Annotated in this window: 17 protein-coding genes; all 17 read left to right on the plus strand. The window is 76.3% G+C overall.

The window, feature by feature from the left end; all coding sequences use genetic code 11:
* The 17 genes from ACGFIR_RS14990 to ACGFIR_RS15070 are packed head-to-tail and all read left to right on the plus strand — an operon-like array spanning position 1 to position 26,626.
* A complete protein-coding gene (locus tag ACGFIR_RS14990) occupies positions 1–519 on the plus strand; it encodes a phage tail protein (RefSeq protein WP_393003159.1) in 519 nt (172 codons plus the stop codon).
* Positions 516–1,232 carry a hypothetical protein gene (locus ACGFIR_RS14995; RefSeq protein ID WP_393145396.1) on the plus strand — a complete coding sequence of 239 codons (717 nt, stop codon included), beginning with the start codon at positions 516–518 and terminating at the stop codon, positions 1,230–1,232. The genes ACGFIR_RS14990 and ACGFIR_RS14995 overlap by 4 nt, the downstream gene beginning before the upstream one ends.
* Complete coding sequence (locus tag ACGFIR_RS15000; RefSeq protein WP_393145398.1) at positions 1,229–1,999, plus strand: hypothetical protein; 771 nt, start codon at positions 1,229–1,231, stop codon at positions 1,997–1,999. The genes ACGFIR_RS14995 and ACGFIR_RS15000 overlap by 4 nt, the downstream gene beginning before the upstream one ends.
* Positions 1,996–3,282 carry a DUF4255 domain-containing protein gene (locus tag ACGFIR_RS15005; RefSeq protein ID WP_393145400.1) on the plus strand — a complete coding sequence of 429 codons (1,287 nt, stop codon included), beginning with the start codon at positions 1,996–1,998 and terminating at the stop codon, positions 3,280–3,282. The genes ACGFIR_RS15000 and ACGFIR_RS15005 overlap by 4 nt, the downstream gene beginning before the upstream one ends.
* A complete protein-coding gene (locus ACGFIR_RS15010) occupies positions 3,282–5,108 on the plus strand; it encodes an ATP-binding protein (RefSeq protein ID WP_393145402.1) in 1,827 nt (608 codons plus the stop codon). The genes ACGFIR_RS15005 and ACGFIR_RS15010 overlap by 1 nt, the downstream gene beginning before the upstream one ends.
* The gene (locus tag ACGFIR_RS15015; protein WP_393145404.1) at positions 5,105–5,347 is read left to right on the plus strand and encodes a hypothetical protein; all 243 of its coding nucleotides are present in this window, start codon (positions 5,105–5,107) and stop codon (positions 5,345–5,347) included. Before ACGFIR_RS15010 ends, ACGFIR_RS15015 begins: the two co-directional genes overlap by 4 nt.
* Positions 5,344–12,840, plus strand: coding sequence for a DUF4157 domain-containing protein (locus tag ACGFIR_RS15020; RefSeq protein WP_393145406.1), 7,497 nt, complete (start codon positions 5,344–5,346; stop codon positions 12,838–12,840). The genes ACGFIR_RS15015 and ACGFIR_RS15020 overlap by 4 nt, the downstream gene beginning before the upstream one ends.
* Positions 12,837–13,481 (plus strand): hypothetical protein, encoded by a 645-nt coding sequence (locus ACGFIR_RS15025; RefSeq protein WP_393145408.1) that lies wholly within the window; start codon positions 12,837–12,839, stop codon positions 13,479–13,481. The genes ACGFIR_RS15020 and ACGFIR_RS15025 overlap by 4 nt, the downstream gene beginning before the upstream one ends.
* Entirely contained in the window at positions 13,478–13,900 is a 423-nt protein-coding gene (locus ACGFIR_RS15030) for a hypothetical protein (RefSeq protein WP_393145410.1), read from the plus strand. The genes ACGFIR_RS15025 and ACGFIR_RS15030 overlap by 4 nt, the downstream gene beginning before the upstream one ends.
* Positions 13,893–15,044, plus strand: a complete 1,152-nt coding sequence (locus ACGFIR_RS15035; RefSeq protein ID WP_393145412.1) for a hypothetical protein — start codon at positions 13,893–13,895, stop codon at positions 15,042–15,044. Before ACGFIR_RS15030 ends, ACGFIR_RS15035 begins: the two co-directional genes overlap by 8 nt.
* On the plus strand, positions 15,041–15,547 hold the full coding sequence (locus ACGFIR_RS15040; protein WP_393003179.1) for a phage baseplate assembly protein V: 507 nt from the start codon (positions 15,041–15,043) through the stop codon (positions 15,545–15,547). Before ACGFIR_RS15035 ends, ACGFIR_RS15040 begins: the two co-directional genes overlap by 4 nt.
* Entirely contained in the window at positions 15,547–15,891 is a 345-nt protein-coding gene (locus ACGFIR_RS15045; protein ID WP_393145414.1) for a hypothetical protein, read from the plus strand. The genes ACGFIR_RS15040 and ACGFIR_RS15045 overlap by 1 nt, the downstream gene beginning before the upstream one ends.
* A complete protein-coding gene (locus ACGFIR_RS15050) occupies positions 15,888–16,250 on the plus strand; it encodes a GPW/gp25 family protein (protein ID WP_393003183.1) in 363 nt (120 codons plus the stop codon). Before ACGFIR_RS15045 ends, ACGFIR_RS15050 begins: the two co-directional genes overlap by 4 nt.
* Positions 16,247–18,625 (plus strand): baseplate J/gp47 family protein, encoded by a 2,379-nt coding sequence (locus tag ACGFIR_RS15055; RefSeq protein WP_393145416.1) that lies wholly within the window; start codon positions 16,247–16,249, stop codon positions 18,623–18,625. Before ACGFIR_RS15050 ends, ACGFIR_RS15055 begins: the two co-directional genes overlap by 4 nt.
* Positions 18,622–21,078 carry a hypothetical protein gene (locus tag ACGFIR_RS15060; protein WP_393145418.1) on the plus strand — a complete coding sequence of 819 codons (2,457 nt, stop codon included), beginning with the start codon at positions 18,622–18,624 and terminating at the stop codon, positions 21,076–21,078. The genes ACGFIR_RS15055 and ACGFIR_RS15060 overlap by 4 nt, the downstream gene beginning before the upstream one ends.
* Entirely contained in the window at positions 21,075–23,198 is a 2,124-nt protein-coding gene (locus tag ACGFIR_RS15065; protein WP_393145420.1) for a hypothetical protein, read from the plus strand. The genes ACGFIR_RS15060 and ACGFIR_RS15065 overlap by 4 nt, the downstream gene beginning before the upstream one ends.
* Positions 23,195–26,626, plus strand: a complete 3,432-nt coding sequence (locus ACGFIR_RS15070; RefSeq protein WP_393145422.1) for a DUF6519 domain-containing protein — start codon at positions 23,195–23,197, stop codon at positions 26,624–26,626. Before ACGFIR_RS15065 ends, ACGFIR_RS15070 begins: the two co-directional genes overlap by 4 nt.
* The last annotated feature ends 203 nt before the right edge of the window (positions 26,627–26,829 follow it).

Below are 26,829 nucleotides of genomic sequence, written 5' to 3' on the forward strand. Positions count from 1 at the left end.
ATGGTGCAGTTCGCGGTCAATCCGACGCGCTTCGACCCGTACAAGAACTTCAAGTTCCGGGTCAAGTGGGACGGCCGCTACGTGGCCGGGGTCAGCAAGGTCAGCGCGCTCAAGCGCACCACCGAGGTGGTCAAGCACCGCGACGGCGGCGACCCGTCGACCAGCCGCAAGTCCCCCGGGCGTACGGAGTTCGAGGCGGTCACGCTGGAACGCGGCCTGACCCACGACGCCGAGTTCGCCCAGTGGGCCGGGCGGATCTGGGCACTGCACGCCGGCCTCGGCTCGGAGGCGTCGCTGGCCGACTTCCGGCGCGACATCACCATCGAGCTGCTCAACGAGGCCGGGCAGGTCGCCCAGTCGTACCGGCTGTTCCGCTGCTGGGTGTCGGAGTACCAGGCGCTGCCGGAGCTGGACGCCAACGCCAACGCGGTGGCCATCGAGCACATCAAGCTGGAGAACGAGGGCTGGGAACGCGACGAGGCGGTCACCGAACCGACCGAACCCCGGCTCGGCTCGTGACCGCCGGGCCGCCGCCGACCGAGGCGGAGCTGGTCTCCGCCTGGGACCACGCGCTCGGGCAGCCGGCACCGCGACGCCCCCTGCTGCTGCTGGGCCGCGAGGACGCCGACCGGCTGCCGGTGGGCGAGGTGGCGGCCCTGCTGCTGACGACGGCGCGGGCCTGGACCGGCGACCGGGTGGAGGCCACCCTGGACTGCCCGGCCTGCCCGGAACGCCTCGAGGTCGACTTCGCCGTCGCCGACCTGCTGGCCGCCGCGCCGGACCGGCAGCAGGCCGGCCCGGCCACCGGGACGTTCACGCTGCGCTGGCGGGGGCACCAGCTGACCCTGCGGCTGCCCACGCCAGCCGACCTCCAGGGGGCGGCGCGGACCGGGGACGCCGCGGCGGCCGAGCGGTGGCTGCTGCGGGCGTGCCTGCTCGCCGCCGACCCGCCGCTGGCCGATCCGGACGCCCCCCTGCCGGACGTGTCGGCCGCCATGGCCGCGCGCGACCCCCTCGGAGTCGTCGCGGTCACCCTGACCTGCCCGGGCTGCGGCACCACCACCGAGGCGCTGCTCGACGTGCCCGGCTGGGCGTGGCAGGCCGCGGACGGCCGCGTCCGGCGGCTGCTCGGCGAGGTGCACCGCCTGGCCCGCGCGTACGGCTGGTCGGAGGCGGAGGTACTCGGCCTCGGCCCGCACCGCCGCGCCGCCTACCTGGAGCAGGTGCCGTGACCGGCTACCTGGCGGCGCTGGCCGCCCTCGCCGTCGACGCCGCGCCCCGGCTGCGGCCCCGCACCCCGGGCCGCTTCGAACCGCAGCAGCCCGAACCGGGCGGCGGCTTCGAGGCGTACGAGATAGAGCGGGAGGCGCCGCCCCTGCCGGCGGCCCGCCCCGCCGCGCCCGGCGCGCCCGCGCCGCACGTCGCGACGCCGACGGCCGCGCCCGCCGCCACTCCACCACCGCCGCCGACCGCCGCGCCGGCCCCCGACCCGGAGCCGCCGAGGGTCCCCACCGCCGCGCGGACCGCGCCACCCGCGCCGCTCGCCACCCCACCGCCCGCACCCGCGCCGCAGCCGGGCGCACCGACCGGCCCACGGGAGGCGGTACGGGCCGCCGCCGCACCGGTCGACCCGGAGCACCCGCCACCGGCGCCCCGACCCACCCCGCCGCCCGTCCGGCCGGACCCTCCCGCCGCGCCCGCGCCCGCGCCGGCGCCACCCGCCGCGCCGCCCGTGGCCCCGACGACCGTGCTCCGGCCGGTGACCGCCGGTGCGGCCCCACGCGCCGTGCCGGTGACCCGCGCCGCCACCCGGGCACCCGAGCGCCCCACCGTGCACCTGCACATCGGCCGGATCGACGTGCGGCTCGCCCCCGGGCGGCGCACCGCACCCGCCGCGCCCGCGCCGGTCACGCCCGTCGCGCCGGCACCCGCCGTGGACCCGGGACCCGCCCCCGAACTGGAGGCCTACCTGCGCCACCCGGAGGGACGGCCCCGATGAGCAGCGCGTACGCCCTCGCCGCCGTGACCGCCGTGCTGCGCGCCCAGCTGATGGCGTACCTGCGGGCCACCGGCGCGTCCTCGACCGTCGGCGGGGTGTCCGTCTCCGCCGGCCCGCCCGACCGGGTCAGCGTGGGCAACCAGGAGGGCAACCAGGTCAACCTCTTCCTCAGCCGGGTCACCCGCAACCCCACCTGGGCCAACCTCGGCCCACCGCCGCGCAACGCCGCCGGCGACGACGTCGCCGCCGTCCCGCTCGGCGTCGACCTGCACTACGTGGCCAGCGTCCACGGCCACGACCCGCTGACCGGCGAGATCCTCCTCGGGCACCTGCTGGCGATGCTGCACGAGACGCCGGTGCTGACCCGCACGGCGATCCGCCGATCGCTCGCCCCCGACCCGCCGGACCCGACCCTGCCGGCGCCGGTGGCCGAGTCCCGCCTCGCCGAGCAGGTCGAACAGCTACGGATCACCGTCGCCAACAGCCCCGGCGGCGAAGAAAGCTTCCGGCTCTGGTCGGCGTTCAGCGCCCCCTACCGCAGCAGCGTCTTCTTCGACGTCTCGGTCGTGCTGATCGACCCACTGCGGGCAGCCCGGGAACCGCTGCCCGTACGGGCGGTCACCGCCGGGACGGTCGACGTACGCGGACCCGAGGTCGACGCCGTACGCGCCGACGGGCCGACCGGCACCCCGGTCACCGCCGCCGCGACCCTCGTCGTGACCGGCCGCAACCTCACCGGCCCCGACACCCGCATCCGCGTCGGTACGGCCACCGCCAGCCCCGCCACCGCATCGGCCACCGAGCTGCGGGTGCCGCTGTCGGCCTTCGACCGGCCCGTCGCCGCCGGCCTGCGAGGGCTGGTCGTCACCCACTCCGTCGACCTGGGCGACCCGCCCGCGCCCCGGGCGGCGCTCAGCTCCGACGCCGTGCCGGTCACCTACCGGCCGACGATCACCATCGCCCCCGCCGACGTGGTCGTCGACTCCAGCCGCACCGTCGACTCGGTGGTGCTGCGTACCGGCGCGGTCACCGTCACCGCACAGCCACGGGTCGAGGCGACGCAGCAGGTCACCCTCTCGCTGACCGGGGCAGCCGGCACCATCCTGCCGGCGCCGCCCGGCAACGGCATCGCCCCGGGCGCCGAAAGCACCGACCGGATCCGCTTCGCCTTCCGCGACCTGCCCGCCGGCACGTACCTGGCCCGGCTGCGGGTGGACGGGGTGGACAGTCCGCTGAGCACCGACCCCACCGGCCGCTACACCGGCCCCTCCGTGGTGCTGTGATGCCCGCCGCCCGCGCCGCCGCCCGCTGGCCCGCCCCCGCCGTCGCCGAGCGGGCCGACGACGGGCTGGCCGCCGAGGTGGAGCGGATCCGGCTGCTGCTGAAGGGCGAACCCGCGCAGGCCACCCGCCGCGACGGCGCGCACCTGGACCGGATCGCCGCCGGCTTCGGGCTGACCGGCTTCGAACGCGACGTGCTCGTCGCCGCCCTCGCCGGGGCACTCGGCCTGCTGGACCGCCCGCCCACCTTCGCCTGGTGCCTGGACGCCCTGCCCGGCGGGCACTGGGACGCCCTGTCCCCCGACCGTCCGCTGCGCGCCGCCCGACTGGTCGAACTCGGCGACGGCCCGCTGCCGCACGCCCCGCTGCACGCCGACGAGCGGATCCTGCACGAGGTACGCGGCGCCGGGCGGCTCGACGAGCGGCTGCGGCCGTACGTCACGGAGCTGCCCGCACCACCGGCGAGCCTGCCGCCCAGCCGGCGGCGGGCCGCGACCGACCTCTGCGCCGCGTGGCAGACCGGCCGCCACGCCCTGCGGGTCAGCGGGCCGGACCGGCCCGACCGCACGGACGTCATCGCCGCCGCCGCGGCGACGGTGGGCCGCCCCGCCCACCGGCTGGCGGCCGGCGACCTGCCGGACGCCGTCGCCGACCGCGACGCCCTCGTCCGGCTCTGGAACCGCGAGGTGGTGCTCGCCGACCCGGTGCTGGTCGTGGAGCTGACCGGCGACGAACCGCCCGAGCTGACCGGCCGCGTGGCGCACCTGCTGGGGCGGCTCATCGGCGACGTCGTCATCTCCGCCCCGCACGCCGTCACGCTCGACGGGATCGCCGCCGGGCCGAACGTGGACCGGCCGAGCCGCGAGGAACAGCGGGCGCTGTGGCGGGGACTGCTGCCCGCACGCCCGGCCGCCGAGCTGGCCCGCGAGTTCGACCTGGGGCACCACGAGATCCTCGCCACCGCCGCCCGGCCCGCCCCCGATCCGGCCGCGCACGCCCGGGACCTGGTCCGCGAGCGGGTCCGCCGGGACCTCGACGGGGTGGCCGAGCGGATCTACGTGCGGGCCGGCTGGGACGACCTGGTGCTGCCCGCGCCGGCCCTGACCCAACTGCGGCAGCTGACCGCCGCCGCGGCCGGCCGCGCGCTGCTCGCCGAGCGGGGCTTCGGGCGGCGTACGGGGCGTGGGCTCGGGGTCACGGCGCTCTTCGCGGGCCCGAGCGGCACCGGCAAGACCCTCGCCGCCGAGGTGGTCGCCGGGGCCCTCGGCCTGGACCTGCACCGCGTCGACCTGGCCACCGTCGTCAGCAAGTGGATCGGCGAGACCGAGAAGCAGCTGCGCCGCATCTTCGACGCCGCCGAGCGCGGCGGCACCGTGCTGCTCTTCGACGAGGCCGACGCGCTGTTCGGCCGCCGCTCTGAGGTGAAGGACAGCCACGACCGGTACGCCAACATCGAGGTGTCGTACCTGCTGCAACGCATGGAGCAGTACCGGGGCGTGGCGGTGCTGACAACCAACATGCGTACCGCCATCGACCCGGCGTTCCTGCGCCGGCTGCGGGTGCTGGTGTCCTTCGGGCACCCCGGCCCGGCCGAACGGGCCGACCTGTGGCGGCGCGCCTTCCCGCCGCAGGTCGCCACGGAGGACCTCGACCTGCACCGCCTCGCCGGCCTGGACCTCACCGGCGGCGACATCCACACCGTCGCCCTGCGCGCCGCCCTCGTCGCCGCCGGGGAGCGCGGCCCCGTCCGGATGCGGCACGTGCTCGACGCCGTGGCCGCCGAGTACGCCAAGCACGACCGGCCCGCCGACCCGGGGCTGTGGTCATGAACGTCGAGGTCGACATCCGGGAACTCGTCCTCACCGGCGTCGAGACGCCCGATCCCGCCGCACTCGGCACCGCGGTGGGCGTACGGCTGGCCCGGCTGCTCGCCGAGCGCGGCCTGCCACCCGCCTCTCCCCCGCCCGGCCCGCTGCCGGCACCGGCGGGAACGGACCTGCCGGGGGCACTGGCCGAGGCCATCTGGGCGCAGCTGGGCCGCCCCGCCTGCCGGGAGGCCCACCGGTGAGCGAGCGGAAGGCGGCCGTACGCCCACAGTCCCCGCCCGGCGACCGGGACGCGGACCTGGCCAGGCTGACCCGGGACCTCGTCGACCGGTACGCCCCCGCGCTGGGCCTGCGGCCCGACACCGTGCGGGTGCACCTCGGCGAGGCCGGGCGGCGGGCCGCCAACCACGGCGCGAGAGGCCTCTTCGCCGACGGGGCGCTGCACCTGGCCCCCGGCTACGACCCGACCCGCGCGACCGGGCGGGCCCTGCTCGCCCACGAACTCGCCCACCTGGCCCAGGCCGGCGCCGCCGCGACCACGACGCAGCGCGGCACCGACCCGGAGGCCGAGGCGCGGGCGCTGGCGGAGGCAGCCGCGGCCGGGCGGGCACTCTGGACGCCGTCGGCCCGGCTGCCGGCCGGCGCGGTCGCCGCCGACACGGGTGCCGTCGCGACCGCTGCCCGCCCCACGCCGGCCCCCGACGCGCAAGCCGGTACGGGACCGCTGGAGGCGCAGCTCAGCGAACTCGTCGAGCGCCGGTACCGGGCCGAACGGGCCCGAATCATCGACCTGCTCGACGGCCTGTGGGTCTCCGGCGACGACGTGCGCGGCTGCCTGCGGGTGCTGGACACGCTGCCGTTCCTCGTCGCCCGGAGCCTGGTGCACAGCCTGCCGTCGGCACGCCGCACCGACCTGGGCCGCAACCTCGACGACGGCCACCACCGGCTCTACCCGGGTGCCGCCCTCGCCGCGCTCGGCGGCCAGACGCCCTACCTGCTGCGCCTGCTGGAGGCCGACAACGTACGCGGGCTGGACACCGAGGGACTCGGTCCCGTCGAGCGGCGCACGGCGCTGGACGTGCTGCGCGCCCTGCGTACCAGCGTCCTGCGGGAACTGCTCACCGGCGAGCGCGGCAGACACTTCCGGAGCCTGCTGACGCAGGCGCCGGAGCGGGGCAGCGACGCCGACGCCCTGCGCGAGCAGATCACGGCGCTCGGCGGGACCGCCGCCGAGGCCGCCCGGCTCGACGAGGACACGGGACTGCGGGAGCGGCTGCGCCGCGTCGAGCGGCTCATCGGCCAGCGCCAGGGCGCTCAGGCGCTGGAACTGCTGGCCGGACTGGCACCGGCCCCACCCACCGCCGGGGCCACGGCCGACGCGACGACCGCCGGGGCCACGGCCGGCACCGCCGGCCCGCCCGAGCCGGGCCCCCGGCTACGCCACGCGGTCCGCCGGCTCGACGAGGCCGGGCGCATCGACGCCCTGCTGGACCAGCTGCCGTGGGAGGAGAAGCGGGTCGGCGCGCCCCTCGGTCCCCGGCTGCTCGTCGTGCTGGCCGCCCGGGAGGAACACCACAACCTCACCCGCGTCGAAGGGCTGCTGTCGTACGGCATCTTCGACTGGGCGATCCGCGACCACGAGGCCCGCTTCGCGTACCTGCTGCTGCGCAGCCTGCCACTGGCCGCCCAGGACCGGTGGGTGCGACTGGAGCAGGGCCGCTGGTTCGCCCGGCTGGAGGAGAACATCCCGGCCGAGGACATCCTCGGCGGCCGGTACGCCGGACTCGGCAGCCTCGCCGAGCCGATCGACCTGACCCGTCGTACCGGCGGCCGGGCCGACGCCGACCGCATCGTCGCCGAGATCCACCAGCAGGTGCAGGCCGGGGTGGACGGGCACAACTCAGTGGAGCTGGTCCGCCGACTGATCGGGCTGGAACGGGACACCGCCGTCGCCCCGGCCCACCCGGCCGGGCCCGGCCGGGAGACGCTCACCTCGGTGGTCCGCCGGTTGGACGCGCTGCGGGACCTGGACCGGATCGTCGAGGCGCTGCCCGACGCGTACCTGACCCACGAGCGGTGGCGCCCGGAGCTGCTGGACCTGTTCGCCCGCCGCGATCCCGCCCAGCTGGCCCGGCAGGCCCGCCAACTGCTCGACGTCGGGCTGTTCGACTGGGGGGTCAACCCCCGCGAGGCGTGGCTCGCCTTCCACCTCGTACGCAACCTGCCGGCCGCCGAGCAGAGCCGGCTCGCCGCCGAGGACCCGGACCGTTGGGCCCGCATGCAGTCGGCGATGACCCCCGAGATGCGCGCGTCGCTGGCGACCACCGCCATCTCCGGACCCCGCCGGCTGGAGACCCGCGACGCGCTGCGCGACCGGCTGCGCGACGACCGGCTCTGGACGGCCGCGCAGGCCACCGAGCTGCGCTCGCTGGTCATCCAGCTGTACGCCCTCGACGACCGCCGCTGGGTGTTCCTGCGCTCCCGGGAGGTACGGGCCGACCGGGTGCCGGGGCTGGAGTCCCTCGTCGAGCAGCTGCGCCTCTACCACGAGCGGAACCGGCCGACGTTCGTTCCCGAGCAGCTCGACTCCGGCGGCCTGCCCCGGGTCTTCGGCGAGCTGGGCCGGCTGGTCGCCGTCGGCCTGAAGCTGCTCTTCCTCAGCCGGACCGGCCTGAGCCTGTTCACCGAGGAGGTGACGGTCCGCGACTTCGACCTGCACGAGTTGCAGTGGGTCAGCGGCGACGTCGGCGGGGCGCGACTGCGCGACCGCACCCCCGGTGAGCGGTCCAACGAGCTGTCCCTGTCGGTCGACGCCCGGCAGGGCGTCGTACGGCTGCGGCTGCCCCGGCTGGAACTCAGTGGCGTGAACCGGGTGTTCACCGGAAGCTCCCTGCGCACCGGCCGGATCACCCTCACCGACCTGGACGTCGTGGCGTCCTTCTCCGACCGGGGCTACGAGCGGCCGGTCGGCGCGCAGGCCGGGGTGGGCGGCGTCAGCGCCGCCGACGTGGTCCTCGCCAGCGAGTCGCTGCCCGGCGGGACGCTGGGACTGACCCGGTTCGGGCTGTCGCACCTGTTCTTCCGCGCCGGGGCCACCGGCACCGAGGACCTGGACGAGCCGTCGCGGCGCGGCTGGATCGGCATCCCGCTGATCAACCCGCTGATCCATCTGCTGCACAACGTCATCTCGTTCTACGGCGGGCTGCCCTTCCTGTCCAAGATCAGCGACGCGTTGCTCGCCCCGTACACGGCCGGTGCGCCGTTCCTGGCCCGCCAGCTCGCCTCGTACACCGCCGGGGAGATCTTCTCGCCCCTGGCGAACTCCGCCATCGGCCTGATCACCGACGGCGTCCTCCGGCCGCCCCGCACGGTCGGCGAGCGGGTCGAGGACGCCGCCGGCATGCTGCGCTCGTTGCAGGTCAGCTTCGCCAGCGCCACCGCCGAGGGGCTCTCCTTCGCCGGCATGCAACAGATCGGCCGGGTGGAGATCGGCCGGACGCTGCTCGGCGTCGGCACCAGCCTGCCCACCCGGCTGCGCGCCGAGCAACGGTCGCTGGAGGAACGGCTCACCCACGCCGACCCCACGGCGCAGCCCGCGCTGCGGGAGCGGCTGGCCGCCGTACGCCGGCAGGTCACCGAGCTGGAACCGCTGGAGCGGGAGCTGCACCGCCTGGAGGGGCGGCACCGCTGGCACGCCGACTCGCTCAGCGAGGCCGAACGCCGCCGCATGATCGAGCTGTCCGACCGGCTGCGGTCGAGCGCCGGCGGCACCCTCGACATCGGCGGCATCCGGGTCACCGGGCTGACCGGCCGCGTCGAGGCCGCCGGCGTGGAGATCGACCCCGTCCACGCCGAGGCGTCGCTGCCCTCCCGCGTCGGGCAGTACCTCCCCGACGACGAGCTGATCGACCGGTTCCGCGCCGAGCGGACCCCGCCCGGGCCCGCCGCCACCGTACGCGCCGCCACCGCGTCGGTCGACGCCGCCGGCGTACGCCTGCTGCCCGGCGCCGACGGTGCGCCCGCCCTGCGCCTGACCGCCGCCGAGCTGCCCACCCCCGAGCAGGTACGCGAGCAACTGGCCGCGCTGCCCGACGAGCCCCGCCACGCGCAGCGGCGCGCCGAGCTGACCCGCTGGCTGATTGGCCTGGCGCGGATCCGGGAACTTCAGGCGCGCCCCGCCGAGCCGGTCGACGCCGCCGACCGGTACGTGCCGGGACACCGCACCCGCGCCGAGGAGCAGGAGCTGCAACAGCTGCGCGAGCAGGCCCGCCGCTACTTCGGCGTCTCCGTCGGCGGGCTCACCCTCACCGGGTTCGGTGCCTCGCTCGACCCGGCCACCCTCGGGGTGAGCGTGCAGCTCGCCGAGGCCACCGCCACCGACGTGCGCGCCGGCGCGTACGCGATCGAACGGATCGAGGCGCGCCGGCTGCGGCTGCGCGCCGACCTCGACACCGACGGCGGCGGGCTGCTGCCGCCCGAGCTGGCCGGCCCGGCCGCCGAGCAGGCCCTGCCGACCCGGCGCAGCGCCGTCGGCTTCGGCGTCGGCGAACTCGTCGTCACCGGGGCGAGCGGCCCCGGCATGGAGGCCCGCCGGATCGCGTTCACCGCGCCGACGCGACCCGACGGGCGCCCCGGCGAGGCGATCCACGGCCGGGTGGTGCCGCGCGGCGACGACCTGAGCATGCCCGACCTCGTGGTGGAGCAGACCGAGCTGACCGGTGTCAGCCTGCGCTCGCCGGGACGCAGCCTCTACTCGCGCGGCAGCACCCGGATCGGGCGGATGAGCCTCGACGTGCTGGTCCGCACGGCCGCGACGGGCTCAGGCCGGCAGACCCGCGGCGCGCTGGTACGCAACATGGTCATCGACCGGATCGACGCCGACCAGGTCGGCATGGACGTCACCGAGCCGGCGCCCGGCTACTCGGTGGAGGCGGTCTCCGGGGCGCTGGTCGGCGTCCGGCTGCGCGACCTCGACGTCGACCTCTCCGGCGCGGAGGCGACCTACTCCGGGCGGCTCACCGTCGGCCAACTCGACCAACTGCGCTTCGCCGTGGTCTCCCGCGCCCTGCAGGGACCACCGACCACGATCACCGGCACGGTGGGCGGGCAGCCCACCGGCCCGGGCGCGGCGGCGGTCACCGTCGACCTCATCCGCGCCGGCGCGCACGAGGTCGACCCGGCCACCGGACGGGTAATCAGCGACCCCACCGACGCCGTCGCCACCCGCCTCGACGGGGTGACCCTCACCGACACCACCCTGCGCACGCCCGACGGCCGCGTCACCGTACGCCGGGCCGGGGTGAGCGGGCGCATCGTGACCGAGCAGGGCGGCGGGCTACGGTTCGAGGACATCGGCCCGTCCCGGATCGAACTGTCGGCGATCGACTGGCGGGCGGGCGACGGGCGGATCACCTCGCGCGGACCGACCGTGCTCGACGGGCTGACCGTCACCGGCCGCTGGGACAGCACCCCCGAACACCGCGACGCCACCGGACAGCTCGTCCCCGCCACCGCCGAACTGTTCGTCGAGCGGCTGCACATCGACCGGGTCACCGGCCGCGACCTGCGCTACCGCAGCGGCGTGCTCGACGTCGGCCTCGGCCGGACCACCCCCGTGCCGGCAGGTGAGCCGGACCTGCCGCCGCTGGAGATCCTCGACGTGGACCTGCGCGGACTGCGCTGGACCCGGGCGGCCGGGCTGACCGCCGGGCGGCTGCGTACCGGGGCCACCCGGGTCGAGATCGCCGGCCAGATCGACGCCGCGCTGCACGTCGACGGCGCGCTGTGGGCCGCGCAGCTCACGCTGGGCTTCGGCCGCGGCGGCCGCATCGAGGCCCGGGTGGTCGGCGGCGAAGGCCACCTCGGCGTGGGCCCGCGCCCCGGCGAACACGAGCAGCACGTCGGCATCCAGGGCCTGGACACGGGCCTGATCCGCGTCGGGCCGGACCGGATCGAGATCGGCCCGGACGGCGCCCCCGGGCTGCGCCTGGCGACGGTCGCGGTGGACGCCCTGAACTGGCAGGGCGAATCGCTCGGCCTGCGCATCGCCCCCGGGGAGGGCGCGCTCACCTTCACCGGCATCACCGCGCGGGCACGCATCGACCTGCACCCCGCCGGCACCCCGGGCGGCCGGTTCCGGCGACTGCTGCTACGCGAGGTGGTGGTGCAGGAGACCCGCGCCAGCGGCCTGCTGGTCGACCTGCACGACGGCGTCACCATCCGCCTCGACGCCGACCGCGAGGCCGTCCTCGGGGAGCTGCGGCTGCGCCCCGGCGCGGGCCAGGAGGGGTTCGTGGTGGAGGCCACCGGCACCGCGGCCGGCATGCGCGTCCTCGGCGGGCTCGACATCGGCGCGATCAGCGCGCCCCGGGTCGGCTTCGACATCGGCACGTTCCTGTCGCACGGCAGCGCCGACTTCGCCGCCGCCGGCCTCACCGTCGACTTCCTCGACCTGGGCGCGCTGCGACTCAGCCTGCGCGAGCCCGCCCTCACCGCGATCCGCGCGCAGGTCACCGCCGAATCCGGACGGGAGCTGCGGCTGCTCGGCGCCCCGGCCGGCCGCCCCGAGTACGGGCTGCGCCTCACCTCCATCGGCTACGAACAGGACCCGGCCACCCCCGGCGGGGCGGCGCCGGGACGTCGGGTCACCGCCCGGGGCGGGGAGATCAGCGGGCTCGACTTCACCGACACCGGCCTCGGCCTGCACGTCTTCGTCGAACGGGGACTGCTCGGCGACCTCACCCACGACCTGAACTCCGGCTCCGGCGAGCTGCCCTCGCTGGACATCCGCGACGCGACGTTCAGCCTGGACCTCGCGACGCTGCTGGGCGGCGCGGCCACGACCACGCCCGCCCGCACCACCAGCGCCCAGCGGCGGGCCGCCATGGCCACGCAGTGGGACGACCTGCTGCGGATCCTGCACACCTACAACCTCAGCGAGGTGATCGACAGCCTCACCGGGCACATCGACTTCGACGTCGCCCACGACGGATTCCTCTACGGCACCCGCGTCTGGGAGGTCCGGCTGGCCCTGCGCGACGGGGCGGTGGACTACCGGCGGCTCACCGGCGCGCTGCCCTGGTGGACACCCGGCCGGTTCATGGTCGAGGGCGACGCCCTCGTCTACCGGGTGCACGTGCCCACCGTCGGCCCGGAGGGGGCGCCGCCGCCGGACAGCGACATCGACGTACTGCGCTGGCAGCTCACCACCGGCGAGGTGCAGCAGGCCCGCACCGCACGCCTGGTGCGACTGAACCGGCTGCTCCAACCGACCCCCGAGTCCCGCGACGACCTGCTGCACACCATCGCCGACTTCGGCGACGACGAACCGTCGACCGATCCGCCCGGCCGGCTGGAGATCCGCAACGTCGACGTGGACCTGTCGGTCGACAACCCGCGCGAGATCACCCTGCCGCTGGGCGCCGGCAACGAGATCGTCCTCGCCCCCGGCGCGCTGACACACCTCACGGTCGGCGGAGGGATGCGGCGGGGCGCGGGCGGAACCGGGCACCCCGGCGCGCTGCGCCCCATCGCGCTGGAGCGCGCCACCGTCGCCCGGATGAACCTGCTCTTCGACTCCGTCGGCGTGTCCACCGGCCAGATCCGGATCACCGACCTCACCGACGCCCGGCTCACCTTCGACGGGCTCAGCCCGCAGCTGCTGACCGGACGGATCACCCGTGCCGTCGCCGAGCGAATCCGCTGGCGGCGTACCGCCCCCGGAGGCACCCCGTGACCAGCCCACTCAGCCCCCGCCTGCTCCGCGCCGGCCTCGTCGTGCTCGACCCGGACAGCGGCCGGACCCGGCGCGTGATCACCCTCCAGTACAACCCGGACGCGCTGACCCGCGGCTTCCAGCTCAAGACCGGCGGCGCGGAGGGCGGCGCGAAGGGCGAGGCGCTGCGGATCACCGGCCCGCCCGTGCAGACCCTCACCCTGGAGGCCGAACTCGACGCCGCCGACCAGCTCGCCGACCGCGACACCGCCGAACTCGGCCTGACCGCACAGCTGGCCGCCCTGGAGTCGCTGGCCTACCCCAGCCTGGCCGCCGTGCAGGACGCGGCGGCGCTGCTGGCCGCCGGAACCCTGGAGGTCGTCCCCCCACCGGCCCCGCTCGTGCTGCTGGCCTTCGGGCGGCGCCGGCTCTGGCCGGTACGCATCACCGAACTGACCATCACGGAGGAGGCGTTCGATCCCATGCTGAACCCGATCCGCGCGAAGATCCGGTTGGGCCTGCGGGTGCTGACCGTCAACGACGTGGGCACCGCCGGGCGGGCCGGCGGGCTCGCCATGGCCGCCCACCAGCAGCTCGAACAGCTCGCCGGCCGGGCCCGCAGCGGCCGGCTCGGCGACCTCGGAATCGACCGGCTGCCGTGACCGGGCCCAACGACACCGACCCGGCCCTGGTGGCCGCGCACAGCCGCGTCGCGGAGACCCTCTTCGCCGCCACCGGCGCCGGCGGCGTCGGCGAGCCGTCTCCGGGAACGATCCCCCCGCAGAGCCGGTACGCCGGCGTCGGCACCGCCGTCACCGTCGACCCCGACACCGGCCGGGAACTGGTCCACCTGCGCCGCCGCTTCGTGCCGCCCGCCGAGCGGCTGGCCACGGCCGGCTGGGAGCGGGTCGCCGACGGCGACCGGGTCGACCTGCTGGCCGCCCGTACGCTCGGCGACCCGACCGCGTTCTGGCAGCTCTGCGACGCCAACGGCGCCGCCGACCCGGCCGAGCTGGAACAGCCGGGCCGGGTCGTGCGGGTGGCGCTGCCCGAGGGCTTCCCGGGAGGCGGCAATGGCTAGGGGCGTACGCCTGCAACTGCTCATCGGGCCGCTGACCTTCCGCCCCGCCCCGTACGAGCTGGTGGAGGCGTTGCAGGAGGCGCAGGTGACCCAGAACGCGGGGCAGCGTTCCGGGTTCCAGCTCCGCTTCGCCCTGGGCCGGGGCTCGCTGGCCGAACGGATGCTCGCCGACGGCAGCCTCGACCCGCCGACCCGGGTCCTGCTGGTGCTGCACCTCGACGGCCGCCCGCAGGTGCTCTCCGACGGGGTCGTCACCCGCCACGACGTGGCCCGCAGCAACGACGCCGGCGCCTCCACGCTCACCCTCACCGGCGTCGACGTGAGCCAGATGATGGACCTGATCGACCTGTCGGACCTGCCGATGCCGATGCCGGCCGAGGCCCGGGTGCTGACCCTGCTCGCCCCGTTCGCCGCGTACGGGGTGGTGCCGATGCTGGTGCCCAGCGTGCTGGTCTTCGCCCCGAACCCGATCCAACGGATCCCGGCGGTACGCGGCACCACCTTCGCGTACGTGTCGCAGCTGGCCGACGAGGTCGGCTACACCTTCTACGTCGAGCCGGGCCCCACCCCCGGCATGAACGTCGCCTACTGGGGGCCGGAGGTCCGCGCGGGCCAGCCCCAGCCGGCGCTGACCGTCAACGCCGACGCCGGCTCCAACGTGGAGTCCCTGTCGTTCTCGTTCGACGGGGTGCAGAAGACCCTCTACCTGCTCACCGCCTTCCCGGAGCAGGTACGGGTGCCGATCCCGCTGCCGGTGCCGGACGTCACCCCGCTGAACCCGCCGCTGGGCCGCAGGATCCCCGTCCCGCTGTCGTACCGGCGGATGAACGTCGGCCGGTCGAACCCGGCCGGCACCGACGACGCCACCGCCCGGATGGACGTGGTGCAGACCCTCGCCCGGGGCCTGGCCCGCGCCGCCCAGTCGGCCAACGTGATCACCGGCTCCGGCTCGCTGGACGTGCTGCGCTACGGCCGGCTGTTGCAGTGCCGGCGGCTGGTCGGGGTGCGCGGCGCCGGACGCGCCTACGACGGCGAGTACGTGGTGAAGAGCGTGACGACCACCGTCAAGGCGGGCGAGGTCAAGCAGCGCTTCTCCCTGGCCCGCAACGCCCACGTCTCCACCTCAGGGAGGGCACACCCATGACGACCAGGTACTACGGCAAGTATCGCGGCACGGTGGTCAACCACGTCGACCCGTTGCAGCAGGGCCGCATCCAGGTGACCGTCCCCGACGTCACGCTGCCCCCGTCGACCTGGGCGATGCCCTGCTTCCCCCTCGCCGGAATCCAGGCCGGCATGTTCACGGTGCCGCTGCCCGGCACCGGCGTGTGGGTGGAGTTCGAACAGGGCGACGCCGACCATCCGATCTGGACCGGCTGCTGGTACGGCTCGAAAGCCGAGATCCCCGCGCTGGTGGCCGCCGCGCCGCCGCTCACCCCGCCGATCGTGTTGCAGACCCCCGGCCAGGCCACCCTGATGATCTCCGACGCGCCCGGCCCGGCCGGCGGCATCCTGCTCAAGACGCTGACCGGCGCGATGATCTCGATCAACGACACCGGGATCGTCATCTCCAACGGCAAGGGCGCCTCGATCACCCTGGTCGGGCCGACCGTGGCCGTCAACCAGACCGCCCTGACGGTGACGTGATGCCGGGCCCGCCGCTGCACGTCGGAGCCGTCGTCTCCTGCCCGCACACCGGGCCGGTCACCGCGCAGACCGGCAACTCCCGGGTGCTCGTCAACGGGCTGCCGGTGCTCACCGCCGCCGACGCCTACCCGGTCGCCGGCTGCACCTTCCAGGTCCCCGTCGGCGCCGGCACCAAACCCCAGCCGTGCGTCCGGATCCAGTGGACCACCCCAGCCGCCCGCGTGCTGGTCAACGGCCAACCGGCGATGCTCACCATCAGCGTCGGCCTGGGCGTCAGCGCCGAGGGCATACCGCAGGGCCCACCCACGGTGAGCGGATTCCAGGTCCGGGTGGTGGCGTCGTGACGTACCCGGCCTTTCCATGGCGCCCCGACAACCGGGGCCGCTCGGGGCTGGCCGGCCCCGAACGGCACGTCGCCGACCTGGTGGAGGCGGTGCTGTTCACCGCGCCCGGCGAACGGGTCAACCGGCCGGACTTCGGCGCCGGGCTCGGCCACCTGCTCTTCGCCCCCGTCGACGAGGCGGTGGTGGGCGCCGCCGAGTTGCAGGCCCGCAGCGCGCTGCAACGGTGGCTCGGCGAGCTGATCGAGGTCGACGAGGTCCGCGTCGACCTGGCCGAGGCGGCCGTACGCGTGCACGTCGGCTACCGGATGCGCGCCACCGGCCGCCCGGCGGAGGTACGGATCTCGAGGGGGACCGGATGAGCGTGCGGTGCACCGACGACGAACGCCGGGCCGAGGTCGCCCGCCCCGGCAGCGCGTTCAACGGGATCGACTGGGTCGAGGTGGACGCGGCCGACCAGAAGCTGCTGCGGGTCGGTTTCCTGCATCCGCTGCCCGGCCAGCCGGGCGGCGTGCCCGGCGCGCCGGCGCTGGTCGCCGGCAACGTGGTCGTCGACGGTGGCGTGCGGATCACCGGCGTACGGGTACTCAGCGTCGCCGCCTCCGGCGCGGTGCTCACCGTGCGGGTGGACCGGGCCGGCGACTTCTCCCCGTACACACTGCGGCTGGTGCGCTCGGCCGTGGACGAGCGGGTGCCGCCCGGGTTCGACCCGGTGCTGGCGGCGGCGGTGTTCTCCTTCAAGGCTAACTGCCCCAGCGACCTGGACCCGGCCCCCGCCGTGCCGACCGTGCCCCCGCCACCGGCCGCCCCCGCGGCGGTCGACTACCTGGCCAAGGACTACGACGGCTTCCGGCGGCTGATGCTCGACCGGCTCGCGGCGCTGCCGGGCTGGGCCGAACGCAACCCGGCCGACCCGCTGATCACCGTGGTGGAGGCGTTGGCGCACGTCGCCGACCGGCTCTCCTACCGGCAGGACGCCGCCGGCACCGAGGCGTACCTCGGCACCGCCCGCAGCCGGGTCTCGGTGCGCCGGCACGCCCGGCTGCTCGACTACACGGTGCACGACGGCTGCGCCGCCCGCGCCTGGCTCAGCGTGCGCGTCGCCGCCGGCTCCGACGCCGAGACCCGGGGGGTGCCGGCCGGCACCCCGGTGCTGGCCGCCGACCGGGCCACCCCGGTCCTGCCGCCCGCCGACGCGGCGACGCTGCTGGCCGACGGCGCCACCGGCTTCGAGACGCTGACCGCGCTCGCCCCCCGCGCCGCCCGCAACGAGATCGCCCTGCACGTCTGGGGCGGCCGGGACTGCCGCCTGCCGGCCGGCGCGACCCGGGCCACCCTGGTCGACCTGCCGGCCACCGGGCTGGCCGCCGGCGACCTGCTGCTGCTGGAGGAGGTGCTCTCCCCCGCCACCGGGCGACACGCCGACGCGGACCCCACCCACCGGCAGGTCGTCCGGCTGGTGGCGGCACGGCCGGGCACCGACCCGGTGGAGGGGCTGCCGGTGCTGGAGGTCGAGTGGGGTGCCGCCGACCGGCTGGCGTTCCCGCTCACCGTCACCGCCTCCGTCGCCGGTACGGGCACCGGCCAGCTCGTCACCTGCGCGGTCGCCCGGGGCAACGTGGTGGCCGTCCAGCACGCCATCGCCGTACGCGGACACCTGCCGCCCGCCGCCGAGGCCCGGTGGCGGCCGGTGCTCACCGCCGAGCCGGTGGCGGCGGCGGCCCCGTTCCCGACGGACACCCCGGCCAGCCAGGCCCTCGCACAGGACCCCCGCGCCGCGCTGCCGCTGATCCGGCTGGAGACCACCGAGGGCAGCTGGCGGCCCCGCCGGGACCTGCTCAACGCCGACCGCTTCGACCAGGGCTTCGTCGCGGAACGCGAACGCGACGGGCGGGTCGGCCTCCGCTTCGGCGACGACTCCTCGGGCCGCCGACCGCCGGCCGGCACGGTGTTCCAGGCGACCTGGTGGCGTGGCGGCGGCGCCGCCGGCAACCTCGGCCACGACGCGCTGACCACCCTCGTCACCGACCGTGCCGGCGTCCTCGGCGTGACCAACCCGCTGCCCGCCGTCGGCGGCACCGATCCGGAGGACGTCGAGCACGCCCGCCAGCACGCACCGGTCGCCTTCGCCACCCAGGAACGGGCGGTCACCACCGGCGACTGGGTGGCCGCGGCGCTGCGGCTGCCGGAGGTGGCCGGCGCCACCGCCCGGATCCGCTGGACCGGATCCTGGTGGACGGTCTTCCTCACCCTCGACCTGCTCGGCGGCCAGCGGCTGGCCGCCGAGCCGGGCCTGGCCCGCCGCCTCGCCGCCCGCCTCGACCGGTTCCGGGTGGCCGGCTACGACCTGCAACTACGCGACCCGGTGGACCTGCCGGTGGAGCTGCGGCTGTGGGTGTGCGTGACGCCCGGGGCGTTCCGCTCCGACGTACGCCGGGCCCTGCTGGAGCTGTTCTCCGACCGCGACCTGCCCGGCGGAGGTCGCGGGTTCTTCCACCCCGACCGGTTCAGCTTCGGCACCCCGCTCTACGTCAGCCAGCTGCTGGCCGCCGCGGTGACGGTCCCGGGCGTCACCGACGTCCGGGTCACCGAACTGCATCCGGTGGGTGTGGCGCCCGGCGGCGAGCTGGCCGCCCGGGTGCTGCGCACCGGCGACACCGAGGTGATCCGCCTCGACAACGACCCCAGCGTGCCGGAGCACGGCATCCTGCACCTCGACCTGGTGGGTGGCCTGTGACGACACGAGCGGGCCGCGGGCCCAACCCGCCCGGACGCGGCGGCATCGACTACCGGCTGGGCCGGCAGGCGGACTTCGTGGCCGACATGCTGGCCCGCCTCGGGGGCCGGCCGGAGCTGGCCGGGCTGACCACCCGCGAGGCCGACGACCCGGCCGTCGCGCTGCTGCACGCCTGGGCGGGCACCCTGGACGTGCTCGCCTTCTACCAGGAGCGCATCGCCAACGAGGGCTTCCTCGGCACCGCCACCGAGCGCGGCTCGGTGCTGATGCTGGCCCGGGCCATCGGCTACGAGCTGCGGCCCGGCGTCGCCGCCACCACCTGGCTCTCCTTCACCGTCACCGCCACGCCCGGCGCGCCGGACGGGGTGCCGATCCCGGCAGGCAGCCAGGCGCAGAGCGTGCCGGGCCCCGGCGTGCTGCCCCAGGTGTTCGAGACGGTCGAGCCGCTGCTCGCCCGTCCCGAGCTGAACGCCGTCGGGCTACGGGTCACCGAGCCCCGCGCCGTGCGCCCCGGCGACGACACGCTCCACCTCGCCGGCACCGAGACCGTGCTCGTCCCCGGCCACGCGCTGCTGCTGGTCGGCCCCGACTGGTTCGACGTACGCCGGGTGCGGGCCGTCACGGCGGTGCTGCCGCAGGCGGCCACGGCCCTCGACGGCGGCCAGGTGGTGCCCGCGTACACGGTGGTCGGGTTGGACGCCCCGGTGACCGCCCGGGCGCTCGGCGCGGAGCTACGCCAGCAGGTGCCCGCCGTGCAGGTGCACCTGCTGACGCAGCGGGCCGCCCTGTTCGGCCACCAGGCCCAGCCCTGGTCGGCGCTGCCCGTGGCGCTGCGGGTGGGCGAGCTGAACCCGGGCACGAACCAGGTGCTGCCCGGCGCGTACGCGGGCCGCGCGCAGAGCTGGGTGGACGCCCCGTTCGCGGCGGGCGTACGCGAGCTGCACCTGGACCAGTCGTACCCGTCGATCACGGCCGGGTCGTGGCTGGTGCTGGAGACCGGCGGGACCCCGCAGCTACGCCGGGTGGACACGGTCGCGGACCTGCCGGTGGCGGACTTCGGCATCGCCGCCCGCACCACCCGCGTCACGGTGACCGGCGGCGACTCGGACACCTTCTCCCGCCGCGCGACGACGGTCCTGGGCGACAGCCGGCTGCTCCCCCTGGCCCCGGTGCCGCTCACCGCACCCCTGGCCCGGACGTCGACACTGGAGCTGGCCCGCCCGGCACCGGGGCTGGAGCCCGGTCGGCGGCTGGTGCTCACCGGCGTCGACCCGGCCGGCGCGGCGGTCCGCGAGGTGGTCACCGTCCAGCGGATCCGCGACACGACCACGGTGGACCTCGAGGCGAACGTCGCGCACACCTACCGCCGCGACAGCGTCCGCGTGCTGGGCAACGTGGCCGAGGCGACGCACGGGGAGAGCCGGGCCGAGGTGCTCGGCGGCGGCGACGCCCGGCAGGCGTTCCAACGGTTCACGCTGCGGCACGCGCCGCTGACCCACGTGCCCGCCGCCACCGCCAGCGGCTCGCGCACCACCCTGGCGGTCTGGGTCGACGGGGTCCGCTGGCAGGAGGTGCCGGCGCTGCTCGGCCAGCCGCCCACGGCCCGGGTCTACACCGTCCGGCGGGCCGACGACGGCACCGTCAGCGTCACCTTCGGCGACGGCCGGACCGGGGCGCGCCTGCCCACCGGGCAGGACAACGTGGTGGCCACCTACCGGTCCGGGATCGGCCGGCTGGCCGACCTGGCGCCGGGACGGCTGACGATCCCACTGTCCCGGCCGCTGGGCCTGATGGAGGTCACCAACCCGGTGCCCGCCGCCGGCGCCGACGACCCGGAGGGCGTGGACCGGGCGCGCCGCAACGCCCCGCTGGCCGTACGGACCCTGGGCCGGGTGGTCTCCCTGCACGACCACGCCGACTTCGCCCGCGCGTTCGCCGGCATCGGCAAGGCCCGCGCCGACCTGGTCTGGGACGGGCAGCGGCAGATCGTCCTGCTCACCGTGGCCGGCCCCGACGGCGCGGCAGTCCCCGAGGGCGCACCGGTGCGCACCGACCTGCTGCGCGCCCTCGACGCGGCCCGCCAGCCCGCCGTGCCCGTACGCATCCTCGGCCACCACCGCCGCCGGGTCACGGTGACGGCCCGGCTGCTCGTCGCGCCCGGGTACCGGTTCACCGCGGTCGCCGGCGCCGCCCGGGCGGCGCTGGTCGCCGGCCTGAGCTTCGACGCCCGCGACTACGCCCAGCCGGTACGCGCCAGCGAGGTGCAGGCGCTGCTGCACACGGTGCCCGGGGTCGCGGCGGTGGTGCTGGAGCTGCTGCACGAGGCCGGGCAGCCCGCCGGCCGGGCCGAGGTCATCCCCGCCGCACCGGCGCGGCGCACCGGCGACCTGCTGCTCCCCGCCGACCTGCTCACCGCCGACGCCGGTGACGTCACCCTGCTGGAGGCATCGTGAGGGCCGAGGAGATCTGGGCGCTGCTGCCGGGCGCCCTGCGCAGCCAGGACGAGGCGGCCGGCGGCGTGCTGCGCGCCCTGGTCGAGGTGATGGCGGAGCAGGCCGAGGCGCTGGGCGCCGACGTCGACCAGCTCGCCGACGACTGGTTCGTGGAAACCTGCGCCGAGTGGGTGGTGCCGTACCTCGGTGAGCTGGTGGGCGCCGGCCGGCTGCACCCGCTGGCCGACGGCACCGGCTTCTCCGACCGGGCCCGGGTGGCCGACACCATCCGGTTCCGGCGGCGCAAGGGCACCACCGCCGCGCTGGAGGAGCTGACCCGGGCGAACACCGGCTGGAGCACCGCCGCCGTGGAGTTCTTCGAACGCCTGGTGACCACCCAGCACGTCAACCACGTCCGGACCGCGCCGGCCACCGCCGCGATCCGCGACGCGGGGCCCCTCGAACTGGTCGGCGGGCCGTTCGAGCCGGTCTGCCGGAGCGTGGACGTACGGGCCATGGACGCCGGCCAGGGCCGCCCCAACATCGCGAACATCGGCATGTACGTGTGGCCGCTGCCGTCGTACCGGCTGGACCGGGCCACCGCCGCCCCGGTGGCGCAACCGCCCGACGGGCGGTGGTGGATCGACCCGGTCGGGGTGGACCGGCAGCTCACCGGGCCGACGGTGACCGAGCCGGACATCGACCACCGCGCCGACGAGGCCAACGTGCCCGGCCCGCTGCGCCGCCGCCCGCTGCGCGACGAGCTGGCCGCGCTCGCCTCCGCCGCCCCGCCCGCCCCGGAGGAGCTGCGCTGGTTCCGGGAGGACGACCCGTCCTTCGTCGTGTGGATCCAGCCGGCCCCCGGCGACGAGCTGCGCCCCGTACCGCTGGAGCACCTGCGGATCTGCGACCTGACCGGGTGGGAACGGCCGACCGGCAGCCTGGTGCGGGTCGACCCGGTACGCGGCCGGATCACGGTCGCGGCCGGGCGGCCCGTGCACCGCCTGGCGGTCTCCTGGTGGTACGCCTTCGGCGCCGACGTGGGCGCCGGCCCGTACCCGCGCCGGGGCGACCTGGGCGCGGCCGACGGGCGAGTCGACTGGCAGCTCGCGGTGAGCGTGACCGAGCCGCCGCGCCCCGGCGAGGTCGTCGCCTCGATCGGCGAGGCCGTCACGGCCTGGCACGACTGGCAGGCCGCCCACCCGGGCACCGCCGGGCGCATCGTGCTCACCGACAGCCACCGCTACGCCGAGGACCTCGTCGTACGGGTCGGGCAGGGCAGCCGGCTGAGCGTGCTGGCCGCCCGGTGGCCCCAGCCGCCGGACCGGCCACGCCGGCAGAGCGACCTCGACCCGGTCGGCGTGCGGCCCTGCCTGCTCGGCGGCCTCTCGGTGACCGGCACCGGCACCGGCGAGCGCCCCGGCGAGCTGGTCCTCGACGGCCTGCTGGTCTCCGGGGCGGTGGGCGTCGCCGCGCCCCCGGCAAGCGGGCCCGGCCTGGGCCGGATCGAGCTGCGGCACTGCACCGTCGGCCCGGCGGCGACGGGCCTGACCATCGCCGCCGGCAACGACCGGACGCGGGTGGCCGTGCACCGCTGCGTCACCGGCGCGCTGGCCACCGGCGACGGCCCGCTCACCGTGGCCGACACCCTCGTGCACGGCGGGATCACCGCCCCGGACGCCGAGGCCGACCTGGTGGGGGTGACCGTCCTGGGCGCCACCGACGTGCGGGTGCTGACCGCCACGGACTGCCTCTTCGACCAGCCGGCGACCGTCGCCCGACGCCAGCAGGGCCACGTCCGCTTCAGCTACCTGCGGCCCGGCTCGGTCACGCCGCGCCGCTACCGCTGCCAGCCGGACCTGGCCGAGCAGGCCCACCCCGGCGACCCCGACGTGGCCACCCGCGTCGGCCCGGCGTTCGCCAGCACCCGCTACGGCGACGCCACCTACGGCCGCCTCGCCGGCAGCGCCGCCGCCGAGTTGCACACCGGCGCGGAGTCCGGCGCCGAGATGGGCGCGTTCCGGCGGGCCCTGACCCCGCAACGCCTCAACAACCTCGCCCTCGCGCTGGCGGAGTACCTGCCGCTGGGGCGGGTGGCCGCTGCCCTGCCCGTCCTGCCGACCGGAGGAACCACACCATGAAGGGCGACATCAGCCGCGCCACGTTCGACCAGCGGCGGCACGCGACGAGCGTACGCAAGCAGCAGGGCCGGGTGGACCTGGACGCCGACTGGAACGAGCAGCAGGACATCCAGGCGCACCTGCGCGCCACGGCGCTGACCGACGTGGTCGGCCCGGTCGGCGCGCCGCTGGCCGGCGGGGCGTTCGCGCTCACCGGCGGGGCCGACCTGAAGCTGTCGGCCGGCCGCTACTACCTCGACGGGGTGCTCTGCGAAAACGACGCGCAGGTCTCCGTCTTCGCCCAGCCGGACCTGCCGGCGGCCGGCCCGTTCGTCCGCCGCCTCGACGGCACCTGGCTGCCCACCGGCGCCCCGGTGCCCGCCGGTGTCTACGTCGCCTGGCTACAGGTGTGGCCGCAGCACGTGACCGCCATCGAGGACCCGGCCCTGCGCGAGGTCGCCCTCGGCGGGCCGGACACCGCCACCCGGCTGCGTACCGTCTGGCAGGTGCGGCTGGTGCAGGCCGGGCCGCCCAACACGCCGGTCGGCTGCGCGGACACCCCGCCGGGCTGGGCCGAGCTGACCGCCGCCTCCACCGGCACCCTCGCCGTCCGGGCCGACCCGACCGGCGCCGCCGGCGGCGACTGCGTCATCCCGACGGGGTCGCCGTACACCGGGCTGGACAACCAGTACTACCGGGTGGAGATCCTCGCCGGCGGCGCCCCGGGCAGCGCCACCTACGTGTGGTCCCGGGACAACGCCTCGACGGTGGCGACGTGGGAGAGCGTCGACGTCGACGTGCTGACCGTGAAGGTTCCCGGCCGCGACGGCAGCGCCGGCTTCGCCAACGGCTCCTGGGTGGAGCTGACCGACGACGGCCGGGAGCAGAACGGCCTGCCCGGCACCCTGGTGCAGGTCGACCGGGTCGAGGGCGACCGGATCGTGATCCGCCCCGCCACGGCCACGGGCAGCCTCGACCGGGCCGACTTCCCGAGCCGGCCACGCGTGCGCCGCTGGGACGGGCGGGGCACGGTGCCCGCCGGCGGCGCCGAACTCGACCTGGAGCTCGGCATCAAGATCCGCTTCGCGGCCTCGGGCGGCTACCGTACCGGCGACTGGTGGGCGTTCCCCGCCCGCGCGGCGGTGCACGACGTGGAGTGGCCACGGGTCGGCACCACGCCCGTGCCGCAGACCCCGCACGGGCCGCGCCGCTCCCACGGACGGGTGGGCGTCGTCGCGTACGACGGCAGCCAGTGGAGCGTGCTGCGCGACTGCCGGCCGGTCTTCGCCCCGCTGACCGGTCAGCTCGCCCTGAGCCTGCTCGGCGGCGACGGCCAGGAGGCCGTGCCGGTGCCGGCCAGCCCGGCGACCCTGGTGCCGCTCGGCCACGACCTGGTGGCCGGAGTCGCCGTCGGCGGGCGGCCCGTCGCCAAGGCCCGGGTCAGGTTCAGCGTCAGCGTCGGCCAGGGCCGGGTCACCTCCGGGTCCACCACCGCCGCCACCGTCACCGTCGAGACGGGTACCGACGGGCGGGCCCGCTGCGCCTGGCAGCTCGACTCCGCCACCGCCACCCAGGAGGTCACCGCCGTCCTGCTCGACGAGGCCGGGCAGCCCACCGGCCTGCCGCTGACCTTCACGGCCAGCCTGTCGCGCGCCGACCGGGTGTCGTACGACCCGACCGGGCACCCGGCACTGGCCGGGTCGACCACCGTGCAGGCCGCCATCGACCAGCTCGCGGCGGCCACCACCGGCGGATGGGCGACGGTGACCGTCCGGCCGGGCATGGACTGGGTGCAGGCCCTCAACACGCTGCCCGCCGGCGACGTGCTGATCTGCTTCGCGCCCGGCCTGTACACCAGCGCCACGCCGGTCACCTTCACCGGCCGGGCCAACATCCGGCTGCTGGGCGCCGGCCCGGCCAGCCGCGTACGGGTGCAGGGGCACGAACACGCGCTGATGTTCGTCAACTGCGGCACCGTGTCGGTGGCCCACCTGGCGGTGGAGACCCCCGGCCCGGCGTACGCCTCGAACCGCCTCGGGCCCGTCACCGCGATCAACTGCGCCGAGGTCACCGTCGAGCACGTCCAGCTCACCGGGGTGGCCGGCGCGTCGCCGCAGAGCACCTGCCTGACGGTCCGCAACGACGAGGGCACCCCGGCCGGCCGGGTCCGGGTGCTCGACTCGGACTTCCGCATCGGCCACGGGCAGCAGGGTGTGCTGCTGGTCAACCCCGACCACGCGATCGTCACCCGGTGCCGCTTCTCCTGCCCACCCCGCCCCGCCTCGCTCACGCTGGCCGAGCTGGTCAAGGACGAGAAGTTCCGCGGCCAGCTGGCCGGCCAGCTCGTCGGCCGCCTCGCCCTCGACCGCGACGACCGGCTGGAGCGCGGCGAGTGGAACACCGTCGTGCGGGTCGGCCAGTGGGGCGTACGGATGAACTCGATCGTGCCGGAGAGCGAGTGGCGGACCCTGACCACGCTCCACCCGCCCACGGCCGAGGACCTGCGCGGCGACGAGGCCGCCGGGGCGTACGTGCTGCGCCTGGTGGAGCTGGCCACGCAGGACCCCGGGCGGCTGCCCACCTACAAGCGGCAGCTCACCTCGCTCAAGGGACGCCTCGGCGAGAGCGCCGGGCGGATCTTCGACACCGACGAGGGGCGCCAGACGCTGCGCGACTACCTGGTCGGCGGCGGGCTCGACGTACGGCGGGCCGACGACATCGCCCGCGACCGCCGCGAGGTGGCGCTGCCCGCCCCCGGCGCGAGCCTGCGCTTCGACTCGGCACTGAGCCAGGGCGCGTGGGAGGCCGCCGTCGCCGCCTCGCCCCCCTCCCGCCCGGTGCAGACGCCGTCGGCCGCCGCCCGGCACCTGCGCACCGTCGCCGACCGCATCCTGCTGGAGCCGGCCTTCGGCGACCGGTACGCCCGCGCGTACCGGCTGGCGCTGACGGCGGCGGCGGAGACCTCGGTGGGCGCCTGCGGGGTGGTGATCGGGGGCGGGACCGCCGTCGGGGACGTCGAGGTCTCCGACTGCCGCTTCGACCAGGTGGCGGAGGGCGTCCACATCGGGATCTCGTACCGCCCGGGGCCGCCCATCCACGGTCGCACGATCCGGGTCACCGGCAACGACATCCACCTCTACAAGGCGTGGTGGCGCGGCTCGGGGACCATCCGCGGCATCAAGATCGGCAACATGCGCCACGTGTTCGTCTCGGACAACCGGATCTCGGTGGCCGCCGGCACGGGCCTCGGCGTCTGGGCGTACGGCGCCGGCGGCCCGATCATGGCGATCCGGGACAACCTCGCGCAGAACTGCGACCCCGGGATCATGTGCAACCCGTCCTGGTCCGGCGCGCCGGCCAAGCGCCTGTGGTCGGTCACCGACAACGTGTCGACGGACGGTCAGATCCTGGTCGGCGGCGGTGCGCGGAACTCGGGCAACGTCAGCTGAGCTGTCACATGGGTGACTGCGCGCCCGCGGGGGTCCCGCCTACGCTTGCGGTGACTGCCACTTAGCACGGTTGCGAATCGCGGATGTGGTTCAGGGGTTCAAGTCCTCTGGTAGTCACCAACAGTGGCAAGGCGGGTCCTCACGGGCCCGCCTTGTCCGTTGGGCCCATCGTCCGGCCACCGACGATCCCGCCGGCCGTCCCC

This window comes from Micromonospora sp. NPDC049051 (genome assembly GCF_043197575.1).
In the GTDB taxonomy this organism is placed as follows: domain Bacteria; phylum Actinomycetota; class Actinomycetes; order Mycobacteriales; family Micromonosporaceae; genus Micromonospora.